This window comes from Streptomyces sp. NRRL F-2664 (genome assembly GCF_000719345.1).
GTDB lineage: Bacteria > Actinomycetota > Actinomycetes > Streptomycetales > Streptomycetaceae > Streptomyces.
This window is the reverse complement of sequence record NZ_JOFX01000011.1, coordinates 110,779-124,278: the sequence shown is the minus strand read 5'-3', so window position 1 is coordinate 124,278 and position 13,500 is coordinate 110,779. Positions and strand designations below refer to the sequence as shown.

11 protein-coding genes are annotated in these 13,500 nt (G+C 74.6%); 6 read left to right on the top strand and 5 right to left on the bottom strand.

Translation table 11 applies throughout. The features are described from left to right. Positions 1 to 3: 3 nt before the first annotated feature. Positions 4 to 981, bottom strand: coding sequence for a helix-turn-helix domain-containing protein (locus IF89_RS0113495; RefSeq protein ID WP_030766129.1), 978 nt, complete (start codon positions 979 to 981; stop codon positions 4 to 6). A gap of 489 nt (positions 982 to 1,470) precedes the next feature. On the opposite strand from IF89_RS0113495, the gene IF89_RS0113490 reads away from it, so the two are divergent. The 3 genes from IF89_RS0113490 to IF89_RS0113480 all read left to right on the top strand — a co-directional run bounded on the left by IF89_RS0113490 (position 1,471) and on the right by IF89_RS0113480 (position 5,869). After that, positions 1,471 to 3,510: a protein phosphatase 2C domain-containing protein gene (locus IF89_RS0113490; protein ID WP_030766126.1), complete on the top strand. Its 2,040-nt coding sequence runs from the start codon at positions 1,471 to 1,473 to the stop codon at positions 3,508 to 3,510. Between the two features lie 28 nt (positions 3,511 to 3,538). Then, the gene (locus IF89_RS0113485; protein WP_030766123.1) at positions 3,539 to 5,281 is read left to right on the top strand and encodes a pyruvate dehydrogenase; all 1,743 of its coding nucleotides are present in this window, start codon (positions 3,539 to 3,541) and stop codon (positions 5,279 to 5,281) included. A gap of 87 nt (positions 5,282 to 5,368) precedes the next feature. After that, entirely contained in the window at positions 5,369 to 5,869 is a 501-nt protein-coding gene (locus IF89_RS0113480) for an ATP-binding protein (protein ID WP_420706912.1), read from the top strand. A gap of 43 nt (positions 5,870 to 5,912) precedes the next feature. Here the strand turns inward: IF89_RS0113480 and IF89_RS0113475 are convergent, their stop codons facing one another. Beyond that, positions 5,913 to 6,971, bottom strand: a complete 1,059-nt coding sequence (locus tag IF89_RS0113475; RefSeq protein WP_030766117.1) for a DUF2637 domain-containing protein — start codon at positions 6,969 to 6,971, stop codon at positions 5,913 to 5,915. A 198-nt stretch (positions 6,972 to 7,169) separates the two neighbouring features. Then, on the bottom strand, positions 7,170 to 8,030 hold the full coding sequence (locus IF89_RS0113470; protein ID WP_030766114.1) for a (2Fe-2S)-binding protein: 861 nt from the start codon (positions 8,028 to 8,030) through the stop codon (positions 7,170 to 7,172). A 129-nt stretch (positions 8,031 to 8,159) separates the two neighbouring features. Between IF89_RS0113470 and IF89_RS0113465 the strand changes: the two genes are divergently transcribed. Beyond that, a complete protein-coding gene (locus tag IF89_RS0113465) occupies positions 8,160 to 8,819 on the top strand; it encodes a GntR family transcriptional regulator (RefSeq protein WP_234327753.1) in 660 nt (219 codons plus the stop codon). Between the two features lie 286 nt (positions 8,820 to 9,105). On the opposite strand, the gene IF89_RS0113460 is transcribed toward IF89_RS0113465, so the two are convergent. Both IF89_RS0113460 and IF89_RS0113455 read right to left on the bottom strand, forming a co-directional pair. After that, positions 9,106 to 9,903, bottom strand: a complete 798-nt coding sequence (locus IF89_RS0113460; protein WP_043193866.1) for a hypothetical protein — start codon at positions 9,901 to 9,903, stop codon at positions 9,106 to 9,108. 165 nt (positions 9,904 to 10,068) lie between these two features. Next, a complete protein-coding gene (locus tag IF89_RS0113455) occupies positions 10,069 to 11,748 on the bottom strand; it encodes a PucR family transcriptional regulator (protein WP_030766105.1) in 1,680 nt (559 codons plus the stop codon). A 254-nt stretch (positions 11,749 to 12,002) separates the two neighbouring features. Between IF89_RS0113455 and IF89_RS0113450 the strand changes: the two genes are divergently transcribed. After that, entirely contained in the window at positions 12,003 to 12,896 is an 894-nt protein-coding gene (locus IF89_RS0113450) for an FAD binding domain-containing protein (RefSeq protein ID WP_030766102.1), read from the top strand. Positions 12,897 to 12,898: 2 nt separating this feature from the next. Beyond that, a complete protein-coding gene (locus IF89_RS0113445; protein WP_030766099.1) occupies positions 12,899 to 13,498 on the top strand; it encodes a (2Fe-2S)-binding protein in 600 nt (199 codons plus the stop codon). Positions 13,499 to 13,500: the final 2 nt, after the last annotated feature.

Here is a 13,500-nt window from a genome sequence, read left to right as displayed (position 1 = left end):
GGGCTACCGGGCCACCCAGCCACGCTCGTAGGCGTGCCAGCCCAGCTGCAGCCGGGTCGTCACCCCCGACAGTTCCATCAGCCCCTTGACCCGCCGCTGCACCGTTCGCAGGCCGAGTTCCAGGTGTTTGGCCACGCTCGCGTCCGTCATCCCCACCAGCAGCAGCGAGAGGATCTCCAGATCCGTGGCGTCGGGAATGCCTCCGGCCTCCTCCGCCGCCCCGGCCGCGCCCAGCCTCAGCGGCAGCGCCTCCCGCCACACGGCCTCGAACAATCCCGTCAGGGACTCCAGCAGCCCCGACGCCTGCACCACCAGCGCCGCCGGCTCGGCGCCGCGCGCCGTCAGCGGGACCATGGCGAGCGTCCGGTCCGCGATCACCAGTCTCGTCGGCACCTCCGCCGCCACCCGGACCTGCTCGCCCCTGGCCAGCGCCGTCGACGCCTCCCGGACGCCGCGCGGCAGCGTCAGTACCTCCCGCTCGATCACCACCCGGTGGGCGACCCCGCGCACCGGGGCCCGGTCCTCCACCCCGGTCCCCGTACCCGCCACCCCCTGGTCGCGGCCGGGGGCCAGGACGCACACCTCCTTCTCCGCGCCCATGCGGAGCTGGTGGAAGCGGTGCGCCACCGCGCTCGCACCCTGCACCACCTCCACCAGGTCGTGCACCGCCGGTTCGGCCGCCTCCGCCCGGTACTCAGCCGCCAGCCGTGCCGCCGCCAGCTCCGCCTGCTCCAGCCCGTGCCGCTGCCGGGTCAGCAGGGCCCCGAGGGCCACCCCCGGCGGGGCGGCCACCCAGCGCCCCGGCCGGGCCGAGGACCGCGCCGCCAGCCCGTGCCGCTCCAGCTCCCGCAGGGCCCGCTCGATCTGCGGCACCGGCAGGGCCAGCCGGTGCGCGAGGTCGGGGACCTCGGCCGCGCCCAGCGCCACGAGCGCGCGGTACGCCGACTCCTGGCCCTCGTCCAGGCCTATGGCACCCAGCAACCCGTCCACCACCTTTCGACACGACACCTGGCGGGAAGCGGCCGCGGCGCGCCCCGCCGCCGACATCATCGCCGCACCCCCCGCCCCGCTGCCAAGGTTGCGCCCCGCGGCATCAACATCCGCTGGTCGGCGGCCACTTGAGGGGCAGCTTTGCGGTGCTTGACCTGAATTCAACCCGGGCGAGCGATGCGCCCCCATATCGCGCACGGCGGTGGGGGCGGCCGCAGCGGCCGCCCCCACCGTCCGACGCAGCGTGCGGGTCGGCCCCGCGGGGCGGGGGCGGTGCGCCGGGGGCGGCCGTAGGGCGCCCCGGCGGACAACGCCCGCGCCGCACAGCCCGGCTCCGGCGCGACGGCGAGGTGACCGGTGGGAACCGGTACCCGTTCGGGGCCTTCGAAGTCCCGGCCGGGGCCCACCGGGTGGCAGCCCGGGGGACCCTTTTCGTGCATTCGGCGTTTTCTGCCCGCACCGGAGGCGGAGAATGAGGGCATGAGTCAGCGGGGCGCGGACGACTGGTGGCAGAAGCTCTACGAGGACCCGGACGCGGGACCGGCAGCCGACCCGGGGGACACCCTCGACCACCGGTTCCGGTCGGCGGCGGGCGTGACGGCGGACGCGGCCGCGGCAGCGCCGCCGCCCGCCGCGCCGCAAGAGCCGGTGCGGGAGGGCGAGTTCGGGCCCGGTCCGGGGCGTGGGCCGCTGCCGGCCCCGCGCCCGGAGCCCGACGCAGGGCTGTCCGCCGGACCGCCCCGGCCCGACGCCGTACGGGCCGACCCTCCGCGCCCCCCGACGGCGGGACCGGTCCCGGCCCCACGCCCCGCCCCCGACGCCCTGGCCGCGCCGGTGCCGCCGCCCGGCGAACCGCCGACGGCGCCCGCGCCGCCGGCCGCACCCAGGGCCGCCGACGCACCACCCCTTCCCCCGCCACCGGCCGTGGCCCCCGACGCGCGGCCCCCCTCGTCACCGCCCCCGCCTCCGGCGGTGGTTCCGGGCGCGCAGTCGGCTCCGCCGCCCGACGACCCTTCCGGCCCGCCGGTGCCGCCGACCGTGTCGCCCGCCGCGGAAGGGACGCGGCCGCCGGTCTCGGCTCCCGACGATCCGGCCGCGCAGGTGCCGGCGCCGCCCGGCGACCGGTACGTCCCGCCACCGCCGCCATCGCCTCCGGCGGTGGTTCCGGGCGCGCAGCGCCAGTCGGCTCCTTCCGGCCCGCCGACCGACCGGCCCGCCGCGGACGGGGCGGGGTACGGGCAGCGGCCGGGCGCGGCCGCGCCTGCCGACGGGCCGGCCGCGCCGGTGTCGGCGCCGCCCGGGCCGGCCGCTCCTGCCGGGGCCCCCGGTGGGCAGGCGCCGGCGCCGGGGGAGCGGTACGGGCCGCCGCCGCCCCCGGCGCCGCCCTGGCACGGGGCCCAGCCGCGCGATCCGCGGACCGGCGGGGCCACCGGGTACGCACTCGGAGGCGTCGAGGTGCCGCCGGCGCCCGGCGGCGATCTGCCCGCGCGGCGCTCCCCGGCAGCGCGCCCCGAGGAGGTGCCGCAGCCCGCAGCCGCGCCCGCAGCGGTGCGCCCGCCGACCGGCGCGACGCCCGCCCCGGAGGCCGCCGCACCGCAGCCGCGGCCCCACGTGCGGCACCTCGGCGACCGCGCGCCCACCTACGCCGCCGAACCGGGCGCCCTCCCGCCCGCGGACCCGGCCGCCCTCGACGGCCTGGTCCCGGACACCGTCCTGGAGGGGGCCGGCTACGACGGCTTCACGCTCCGCGCCGCCTCCGTGCGCGGTGACTCCGCCCGCTACCGCGGCGAGACCCGGCGGGACTTCCTGCTCACCGCACGTTTCGGCAGCGGCGACGACGCCCTGGTCCTGGTGGCCCTCGCCGGCGGTGACCGGGCCGCGCCCGGCGCCGCGGAGGCCGCCGCGGACCTGTGCCGCACGGTCGCCGCCGCCGTCGGCCGCAGCCAGGGCCGGCTCGCCGACGACATCCGGGCCGGCCGCCGCGACGCCCTGCGCTCGGGCCTGCAGCGACTCACCGACCGGGCCCACGGACGCCTGCGGGCACGCGCCGCCGAGCTGGGGCTCGCCGAGGAGCAGTACACGGCAGGGCTGCGCGGCCTGCTGCTCCCGCTGGATCCCGCATGCCGTACGCGGGTGTGCTTCGGGGCCGGTGCGGGCGGCCTCTTCCGGCTCCGTTCGGGCCAATGGCAGGACCTGGAACAGGTCTCTGCGACGCCACCCGCCCCCACCGCCCCACCCGCCCCCGCTCCCGCACCCGCCGCCGGGGGCGGCGAGGCGCCCGGCGGGCCCGGCATCCCCTTCCGCTTCCGGGCGTCCGTGGCCCGGCCCGGGGACACCCTGCTGCTGTGCTCCGGCGGCCTGGCCGAGCCGATGCGGGACGAGGCGGCCCTGCAGGCGGAGCTCGCCGCCCGCTGGGCGGATCCGGAACCGCCGGGTCTCGCCGCGTTCCTCGCGGACACCCAGCTCCGCCTCAAGGGCTACGCCGACGACCGCACGGCCGCCGCAGTCTGGGAGGCGTAACCGCCGCGGGCATGGCTGGATGGGAGGTATGGCCAAGCAGAACGTGGCGGAACAGTTCGTCGACATCCTCGTGCGCGCCGGCGTGCGCCGGATGTACGGCGTGGTCGGCGACAGCCTCAACCCCGTGGTGGACGCGATCCGCCGGACCGACGGCATCGACTGGATCCAGGTCCGCCACGAGGAGGCGGCGGCCTTCGCGGCGGGCGCCGAGGCCCAGATCACCGGGCGCCTCGCCGCCTGCGCGGGATCCTGCGGTCCGGGGAACCTGCACCTCATCAACGGGCTGTACGACGCCCACCGCTCGATGGCCCCGGTCCTCGCCCTCGCCTCCCACATCCCCTCGGGGGAGATCGGCCTGGGCTATTTCCAGGAGACCCACCCCGACCAGCTCTTCCGTGAGTGCAGCCACTACAGCGAACTGATCTCCAACCCGCAGCAGATGCCCCGGCTGCTCCAGACCGCCGTCCAGCACGCCGTCGGTCGCAGCGGGGTCAGCGTGGTCGCGCTGCCCGGCGACATCGCCGCACGGCCGGCCCCGGAGAAGGCGGTGGAGCACGCCCTCGTCACCGCCCGGCCGACGGTGCGCCCCGGCGACGGCGAGATCGACAAGCTGGTCCGCCTCGTCGACGAGGCGGAGCGGGTCACCCTCTTCTGCGGCAGCGGCACCGCCGGGGCGCACGCCGAGGTGATGGAGTTCGCGGGCCGGGTCAAGGCGCCCGTCGGCCACGCCCTGCGCGGGAAGGAGTGGATCCAGTACGACAACCCCCACGACGTGGGCATGAGCGGGCTGCTCGGCTACGGCGCCGCCTACGAGGCCACCCACGAGTGCGATCTGCTGATCCTGCTCGGCACGGACTTCCCGTACAACGCCTTCCTGCCCGACGACGTCAAGATCGTCCAGGTGGACATCCGCCCCGAACACCTGGGACGGCGCTCCCAGCTGGACCTCGCCGTGTGGGGAGACGTACGGGAGACGCTGCGCGCCCTGAACGCGCGGGTGCGGACCAAGACGGACCGCCGCTTCCTGGACCGGATGCTGAAGAAGCACGCGGACGCCCTGGAGGGGGTGGTCAGGGCCTACACCCGCAAGGTCGAGAAGCGCACGCCGATCCACCCCGAGTACGTGGCCTCGGTCCTCGACGAACTGGCGGACGACGATGCGGTGTTCACGGTCGACACGGGCATGTGCAATGTGTGGGCGGCGCGCTATCTTTCCCCGAACGGCAAGCGGCGCATCATCGGCTCTTTCAGTCACGGCTCGATGGCCAACGCCCTGCCGCAGGCGATCGGCGCCCAGTTCACCGATCGCGGCCGTCAAGTGGTGTCGATGTCGGGTGACGGCGGTTTCTCCATGCTGATGGGAGATTTCCTCACCCTGGTGCAGTACGACCTGCCCGTCAAAGTGGTCCTCTTCAACAACTCATCGCTCGGCATGGTCGAATTGGAGATGCTGGTTTCCGGCCTCCCCTCCCACGGGACGCAGTACACGAACCCGGACTTCGCCGCCATCGCCCGAGCGGCGGGCGCCTACGGGGTGCGCGTGGAGAAGCCCAAGCAGCTCAGCGGTGCTTTGAAGGTCGCCTTCCGCCACCGCGGCCCCGCTCTCGTGGACGTGGTGACCGACCCCAACGCCCTGTCGATCCCGCCGAGGATCAGCGCCGACATGGTGACCGGATTCGCACTGTCCGCCAGCAAGATCGTGCTCGACGGCGGGGTGGGCCGGATGATCCAGATGGCCCGGTCCAACCTCCGCAACGTGCCCCGCCCGTAAGCCCGCAGGAGTGCGGATCCGCCCCGGGGGCATGCATCCCGTAGGCCTGTTCGAGAGCAACGACACGAGAGGGACACCGTCGTGCGGGTGGGGGCGAAGACGGGGAAGCTGTGGAGGAGAGGCGCGCCGGTACCGCGCGAACCGTCCACCGCCGAGGACGGGGAAGCGGCCGACACGCTGCGCATCAGCCGGAGCCTGCGCCGCGCGGACCTGAGGGCGGTGAGCGACGTCCGCCGGGACCTCCGGGAGCTGATGCGCCACCGGTGCCGGACCGACGCCACGGACGTGGCCGAACTGCTGATCACGGAACTCGTCACGAACGCCCTCGTCCACACCGACCGCGGTGCGGAAGTCTCCGCGAGCCTCACGGCCACACGCTTACGGGTTGAGGTCCGCGACCGCGCCGCCCGCCGGCCCCGGCCGTACGTACCGACCGCCGACGACGGTACGCACGGCCGGGGACTGGTGCTGGTGGAGGCGCTGGCCGACGCGTGGGGCGTCGACGCCCTGACCCTGGGCGCCGGCAAGGTGGTGTGGTTCGAGCTCGAAGGGTGCCGCGAGGCCCCGTACGCCCCAGGGCCCGCCTGAACGGGCGGGCCCTGGGGGGTGTCTCCTTCCCGCTGCCGACCGGTCAGCCGAACTGCTGCTCCAAGTCCTTCAGTTTGCGCTCCAGTGAGTCCAGTCGGGGAATGGTCTGGGTGTCGTCCTCGGCGGTGAGGTCCACCGTGCGGGGGCCGGTCACCTCAAAGGAGTCGGTGTGGTTGACGGCCTGCAGGGAGGGCCGGCGGCGCAGGGGCAGCTGTCCCGCTTCCGGTATGGCGGGCTCCGCGCCCACCGGCGCGGAGCCCGCTCCCTGCGTCAGTTCCGGCAGCTCGACCTGGCGGCCGCGGGTCCGCCCGAAAGCCCGGTTCTGCCGGCCCAGCGCCTTGATGCGCGCCCGGTCGAGCCGGGCCTGGTCGCGCCTGCGGTGCCGGTCCTGCTCCCGCTCCTTCTTGTCCTCGCGCACCTCGTCCACGGCCTCGTCGAGGGTGCGCACCCCCTCCAGCAGCATGAGGGACCACGCGCCGAAGGTCTCCCGGGGGGCCCGCAGCCAGCGGACCATCCGGATCTGCGGCAACGGCCGCGGGATGAGGCCCTGTTCGCGCAGCGCCGCCCGACGGGTCTGCTTGAGCGCCCGGTCGAAGAGGACGGCCGCCGAGAGCGACATCCCCGCGAAGAACTGCGGAGCACCGTCGTGGCCCAGGCCGCGCGGGGCGTGCACCCAGTTGAACCAGGCGGCCGCCCCCGCGAACAGCCAGACCAGCATGCGCGACCCGAGGGCCGCGTCGCCGTGGCTGGCCTCGCGCACGGCGAGCACCGAGCAGAACATGGCGGCGCCGTCGAGGCCGAAGGGCACGAGGTACTCCCAGCCCCCGGAAAGGTTGAGGTTCTGCCGGCCGAAGCCGACCAGCCCGTGGAAGGAGAGCGCGGCGGCCACCGCCGCGCAGCAGAAGAGCAGGACGTAGGAAGCCGTTCCGTAGACGGCCTCCTTGCGCCGCCGCCTCTCCTCGCTGCGCTCCCAGCTGTCGTCGGCCGCGGCCTTCTCGCTCTCGCGCTTGCCCCGTGCCAGGACCGCAACCGCCGCAAGCACGCCCAGGATCAGCAGACTGCCGGGCAGCAGCCAGTCCAGCGATATGTCGGTCAGTCTCATGCGGATGTCCCTTGCCTCGCGTATGCGGCCGTGCGGCTTTCCGGGCGCCATAGTGGCGCAGCCGGTGAGCCGTGCACGCGGGTTTCGGGGCAAGTGGCCGCCATCGGGGGGCGGGGCCCGCCGGATAGGGTGTTGTGTCTCGAACTGGCGGCCGTACGAGCTGTGTTGTGTTCGAAGCGGGCCGCCTCCACGGGTGGGTCAGGCGGCCTCGGCCGTGAGGCGGGTGATGCGGTCGGTGTCGCAGGTGCGGGGGCAGGTGACGCAGGTGTCCTCCGGCCGGATCGTGTAGAAGAAGCAGCAGGAGGCCCGGTCCCGGGTGGGCAGCTCCTGCCCGTCCGGGCCGTGGAGCGTGCGGAAGCCCGCGCCGCCGGTGTACGGGGCCGTCGAGCCGGGGAGCAGGAGCTCCAGTTCGGCCATCGTCCGCCGTTCCTCGCCGAACAGGTGGCCGACGTACCAGAGGCTTTCGACGACCTCGTCGGTCGCCATGCCCCACAGGGCGCGGCGTCCGCGCCGCACACGGGGGCGGAAGCCCTCCAGCACGGGTTCGAGGTGCTGGGCCACCGCCGCCCGCACCTCGGCGCGCAGCGCCTCCTCGTCGGGGACGACCCGCGCCCCGGGGAGGGCGGCAGCGGGATCGTCCGGGAGGCAGGCGAAGCCTTCCACGTGCACCGCCATCCGGCCGAGGGTCCGGTGGAATGCGACCTCGGAGACCGGGAGCCGGGGGACCCTCCGGTGGAGGAACCAGGGGAGGGTGATCAGCAGGCAGGCGGGCCACGCGTACCGGTGCAGCCCGAAGCCCGCGACCACATCGGGCCGGGCCGGGGTGCCGTAGTCCCTGCGGACCTGGGCGTCGTCCCAGGCGAGGAAGGCGTCCAGGGCCGGTCCGCCGGCCGCCAGCTCGTCGGCACCGACCCACCCCGCACCGCGAGGGGAGGGCTCGTGCGCGGCCCGCTCGACGACCCGCAGGCCGGCGTAGACGTCGGCCAGCCGGGCGTACGCGTCCGCCACCGCAGAGCCGGGCGGGGCGGGGGCGACAGCCGGGAGGGCCGTGGCGGTCATGGCGGTCCACCGATCACACGATCGTTAACAGGTAAGCCTTACCTTATCTGACTCTGCGGGGTCCGCATCCACCTGCGGCGGGGCGCGTCACCTATTCTCGGGGCAGGTCGAGACCCGGAGGAGGACCGAGTGCACGAACCGGCCCACGCCCGGGTCCCGGCACAGAAGCGCAAGGTATTGCGCCATTCGGTGCGCGGTCAGGTCCTCGACGCGCTGCGCGCGGCCCTCGTCGACGGCGAGCTCGTGCCGGGGGAGATCTACTCCGGCCCGGCGCTCGGAGAGCGCTTCGGGGTGTCCGCGACCCCGGTGCGGGAGGCGATGCAGCAGCTGGCCGTCGAGGGAGCCGTCGAGTGCCTGCCGAACCGCGGCTTCCGGGTCCTCACGCGCACCGCGCGGGAGCTCGCCGAGCTGGCGGAGGTCCGGGCGCTGCTGGAGGTCCCCGTGATGCTGCGGCTGGCCCGAACCGTGCCGGAGGGCGAGTGGCAGGCGCTGCGGCCGGCGGCCGCGGCCACGGCCGCGGCGGCCGCGGCGGGCGACCTCGCCGGGTACGCGGAGGCGGACCGGGCCTTCCACCGTGCGGTGCTGCGGCTGGGCGGCAACGAGCAGCTGGTGCAGGTGGCGGAGGAGTTGCATCGGCGGGCGCAGTGGCCCCTGCCGGGTGCTCCGCGGGTTCGGCGGGCCGATCTCGTGGCCGATGCCGCTGAGCATGCGGCGCTGCTTGAGGCGCTGGTTGCGCGGGATCTGCCGGTGGTCGAGGCGTTGGTCCGCGAGCATTTCGCCGGCTCCTGACCCGGGGGCGGCTCCGGCCGGGCTCCGCCCGGGCCCGGTCCTCGCGGGCGGTCGGGGCTCCGCCCCGGACCCCGCGCCTCAAGCGCCGGCGGGGCTGTGTTGAGGCCGGGCCGGGCCGGGTTGTCCGGTTCGGGTTCGAGCCTCGGGGCTCCGCCCCGGACCCCGCGCCTCAAACGCCGGCGGGGCTGGGTTGGGCCAGCTGGGCTGGGTTGGGCCCGTGGGGCTGGGTTGGGCCCGCGGGGATGGAGTGGGCCCGCGGGGCCGGGTTCGTGGTGCGGGGGGCGTGTTACGCCGCTGGGGTGGGGGCCGGGGTGGGGTGGAGTTGGTCCGCCAGCCAGGTCGGGATGCCGCCCAAGAGGTGGAACAGGCGGCGGGCCTCGGCGCGCAGGCGGGTCGCCTCCGGTTCCGGCTCGGCCTCGGCCAGGGCCGCCAGTGCCGGGGCCGTGCCGATCAGGAAGCCCAGGTCCTCCCGGATCCGCAGCGACTCCGCGAAGCCCTTGCGGGCCTCGGCCACCTCGCCGTCCCGCAGGGCCAGCGCGGCCAGGTGCCGGAATGTGAACGACAGCAGCAGGGTGTCGCCGTGCGCCTCCGCCCCCGCGTGGGCGCGGTGGTACGCCGGCCGCGCCGACTGCGGGGCGTCCGCCAGGTGCTCGGCGACCAGGCCGCGGCGGAAGTCCAGCAGCGGACGGGTCCGGGAACCGGGCGACAGCAGGGCCGCGGCCCGTCCCAGCGCGGAGCGGGCCTCGTCGGCCCGGTCGCGTACGCCGAGCACGGTGGCGGCGTAGGCCAGCTGGCCCCGCTCGCACGCCGCCGCACCCCGGTCGTCGTCGTCCTGCGCGACCGCCTCGGCGACCCGCAGCGCGTCCTCCGCCTCGGACCAGCCCTGGCCCGTGAACAGGCACCGCTCGACCAGCAGCGCGGTCCGCTGCACGGCGGCGGCGGCCTGGCCGGCCCTGCCGACGTGAGGCGTCAGCAGTGCTGCCGCGTCGGTCCAACAGCCGCGCGAGCGCAGCCGCCATATCGCCCGCTGGAGGGGATCGTCTCCCCCGGTGGACCCGGCACCCGACATGGCGGTATCCGCCACATTGCCCTCCCCGAAGCAATCAAGCAGCACATGGTTGAGCCCTGGGGCGAAATGAGAGCACGGATCGGCGGCTCCGGCCAAGGGGTCGGGTGAACTCTTTCACAAAGTCCGGACGGATCATCAGCCGCACCGGTCGACCCGCGGCCGGTGGCGGGGGTGATCTCCTCAGCTCATGCGCAGTGCGAGGAAGAAGTCGAGCTTGTCCTCCAGCCGGGACAGGTCCCGCGCCGTCAACTGCTCGATTCGCCCGACCCGGTAACGCAGCGTGTTGACGTGCAGGTGCAACCGGGTGGCGCAGCGGGTCCAAGAGCCGTCGCAGTCGAGGAAGGCCTCCAGGGTCGGGATGAGCTCGGCCCGGTGGCGGCGGTCGTAGTCCCGCAGCGGGTCGAGCAGCCGGGCGGTGAAGGCGCGGCGCACGTCGTCGGGGACGAAGGGCAGCAGCAGCACGTGCGAGGCCAGCTCGTGGTGGCCGGCCGCGCAGACCCGGCCCGGGCGGGCCGCCGCGACCCGGCGGGCGTGCCGTGCCTCCTCCAGCGCCCCGCGCAGCCCCTCGGCGGAGTGCACGGCCGCGCTGACGCCCAGCGTGAGCCGGCCGTCGTCGGCGAGGCCGGCCGCCAGGGGCTCCCGTACCACGGCGAGCAGTTCGTCGGCGTGCAGGGCCGAGTCCGGGCCCTTGTCCTCCCCGGCGTCCCCCGGGAGCGAGGGCAGCGGGACCAGCGCGATGGCTTCGTCACCCGTGTGGGCCACCGCGATCCGGTCGGACGGCTCCGGGCCCGAGACCGACGGGTCGACGAGGATCTCCTCCAGCAGTGACTGGGCCACCGGCCCGCCGGGGATCTCCCCGTTCTCCCAGTCCACCCGCGCCACGACGACCTGCCAGTGCGGGGCGGCGCCCAGGCCGGGCAGCAGCACCGGGGCGGCCACCCGCAGGCGGGCGGCGATCTCGGCGGGCGCGGCCCCCGTCTGCACCAGCTCCAGGACCTCCTGCGCGAGGCGGCGGCGCACGGTGCGGGCGGCATCGCGCCGGTCGCGCTCCACGGCGATCAGCTGGGTCACGCCCTGGAGCAGGTCGAGGCGCTCGGCCGGCCAGTCCCCGGCGTCCGCCTCGACGGCCAGCAGCCAGTCGGACAGCACGGTCTCGCGTACGTCCCGCACGGCCGGACCGGCCGCGCCGCGGCCGTGTCCCCTGATCGGGAAGAGCGAGTAGGTAATACCCTGGATGGAGATCCGGTGCGGTCCTCTGCGGCCCGTCCGGACCGCCGCGAGGTGCTCGCCCGCCAGCGCCGCACAGATGCCCGGCGCCAGCGGCTCACCCGCCCCGGCGATCTGCCGGCCGGTGGGGGACAGCACCCACGCCCGGAGGTCGAGGTCGGTGGTGAGGAGATCCAGCACCACGTCGGGGCCGCCCCCCGCCGGGCCCGATGTCATCAGGCGGCGGTGCCGGTCCACGACGGCCGCCAGGTCCCCGGCGCGCTCGCCCGAGACCTGCCGGACGACGTACTCGGTGATCGTGGCGAATGCAACGTCCTCGTTCACTGCGAACAGCGGCAGCCGGTTGCGGACACAGGCGGAGACGAGATCGTCGGGGATGTCGCCCAGCTCCGCCTCGCCGGCGGCGAGCCCGGCGACGCCGGCGCTCGCGAGGATTCGTACGAATGGCTCGGAGTCGGCCGAATCTCGCCGCCAGGCCAGGCCGGTGAGGACCAGCTCGCCCCCGGACAGGTACCGGCTGGGATCGCGCAGGTCGGTCGTCATGACCCCGCGGACCGTCCGGTCGAGTTCGTCCTCGCCGCCGAGCAGCCGCAGCCCCAGCACCTCGGTCTCCAGCAGTGCGCGCAGCCGCATGATGTCGCCGCCGATCTGTCTCGAATGTTGCCGTTGGAAATCGGGCAGGTCGTCGCATCCTGCCTTTCATACGAATCTACAAGACGAGGGAGGCCGTCAGCCAACTCCTTCATGGTTTCGGTGACTGCACCCGGGGGACGGGCGGCTTGTGTACTGAGTCCACACCGCGTTAACAGCACGTGAACGACCAGTCGAGGGCCCTTTGGCCTCCTGGCTTGAAGTGAACGACACGATGAAGAAGAAGAGAGCCGCACATGGACTTCCTTCGCCCCGCCAGCTGGGAGGAGGCGCTCGCCGCTAAGGCCGAGTTCCCCACAGCTGTGCCGATTGCGGGTGGCACCGACATCATGGTCGAGATCAACTTCGACCACCGCCGTCCGGAGTACCTCCTTGACCTCAACCGCATCGAGCTGCTGCGGGAGTGGGAGGTAGGCGAGGAGGTCACCAAGCTCGGCGCCTCCGTCCCGTACGCCCAGATCATGGAGAACCTGCGCACCACGTTGCCGGGTCTCGCGCTCGCCTCGCACACGGTCGCGTCCCCGCAGATCCGCAACCGCGGCGGTGTCGGCGGCAACCTCGGTTGCGCCTCGCCCGCCGGTGACTCCCACCCCGCCCTGCTGGCCGCCGGCTGCGAGGTCGAGGTCGAGTCCGTACGCGGCTCGCGCATGATCCCGATCGACGAGTTCTACACGGGCGTCAAGCGCAACGCGCTGGCCGCCGACGAGCTCATCAAGTCGGTCCACATCAAGAACGCCACGGGCCCCCAGCAGTACTCGAAGGTCGGCACGCGCAACGCGATGGTCATCGCGGTGTGCGGCTTCGGCCTGGCCCTCCACCCCGACACCCGCACCGTGCGTACGGGCATCGGTTCGGCCGCCCCGACCCCGGTCCGGGCCAAGGCCGCCGAGGAGTTCCTGAACGCCGCGCTCGAAGAGGGCGGCTTCTGGGACAACGGGAAGGTCATCACCCCGTCGATCGCCAAGCAGTTCGGTGAGCTCGCCTCCGCCGCCTGCAACCCGATCGACGACGTCCGTGGCACGGCGAAGTACCGCCGTCACGCGGTCGGCATCCTCGCTCGCCGCCAGCTCGTCTGGACCTGGGAGCAGTACCGCGGCACGAACGGCCGCTCGCTTGAAGGGGCTGCGTAAGCATGCGCGTCAATTTCACCGTCAACGGTCGTCCGCAGGAAGCCGACGACGTCTGGGAGGGTGAGTCCCTCCTCTACGTGCTGCGCGAGCGCCTGGGTCTGCCCGGCTCGAAGAACGCGTGCGAGCAGGGCGAGTGCGGCTCCTGCACCGTCCGCCTCGACGGCGTGCCGGTCTGTTCCTGTCTGGTGGCCGCCGGCCAGGTCGAGGGCCGCGACGTCGTGACCGTCGAGGGCCTGGCCGACTTCGCCAAGCAGCGCGAGGAGCACGGCCACGGCTGCGGCACCGGCGCGTGCGGCAGCGGCGCGGGCGTGTCCACGGACGAGGCGCAGCGGTGGTCCGCCAGGGGCACCGACTCGCAGACCGGTGAGGGCGTCGAACTCTCCACCATCCAGCAGGCGTTCATCGACGCCGGCGCGGTCCAGTGCGGTTTCTGCACCCCGGGCCTGCTCGTACAGGCCGATGCGCTCCTGGAGCAGAACTCCGACCCGTCCGACCAGGACATCCGTGAGGCCCTGTCCGGCAACCTCTGCCGCTGCACGGGCTACGAGAAGATCCTCGACGCGGTCCGCCTCGCGGCCGCCCGTCAGGGAGAGGCTGTCTGATC

What these genes read in the sequence shown, in the direction of transcription:
- IF89_RS0113490 (WP_030766126.1), top strand. Translation starts at nt 1,471, where the DNA reads ATGAGTCAGCGGGGCGCGGACGACTGGTGGCAGAAGCTCTACGAGGAC.
- IF89_RS0113485 (WP_030766123.1), top strand. Translation starts at nt 3,539, where the DNA reads ATGGCCAAGCAGAACGTGGCGGAACAGTTCGTCGACATCCTCGTGCGC.
- IF89_RS0113475 (WP_030766117.1), bottom strand. Translation starts at nt 6,971, where the DNA reads ATGAGACTGACCGACATATCGCTGGACTGGCTGCTGCCCGGCAGTCTG.
- IF89_RS0113470 (WP_030766114.1), bottom strand. Translation starts at nt 8,030, where the DNA reads ATGACCGCCACGGCCCTCCCGGCTGTCGCCCCCGCCCCGCCCGGCTCT.
- IF89_RS0113455 (WP_030766105.1), bottom strand. Translation starts at nt 11,748, where the DNA reads ATGCGGCTGCGCGCACTGCTGGAGACCGAGGTGCTGGGGCTGCGGCTG.
- IF89_RS0113450 (WP_030766102.1), top strand. Translation starts at nt 12,003, where the DNA reads ATGGACTTCCTTCGCCCCGCCAGCTGGGAGGAGGCGCTCGCCGCTAAG.
- IF89_RS0113445 (WP_030766099.1), top strand. Translation starts at nt 12,899, where the DNA reads ATGCGCGTCAATTTCACCGTCAACGGTCGTCCGCAGGAAGCCGACGAC.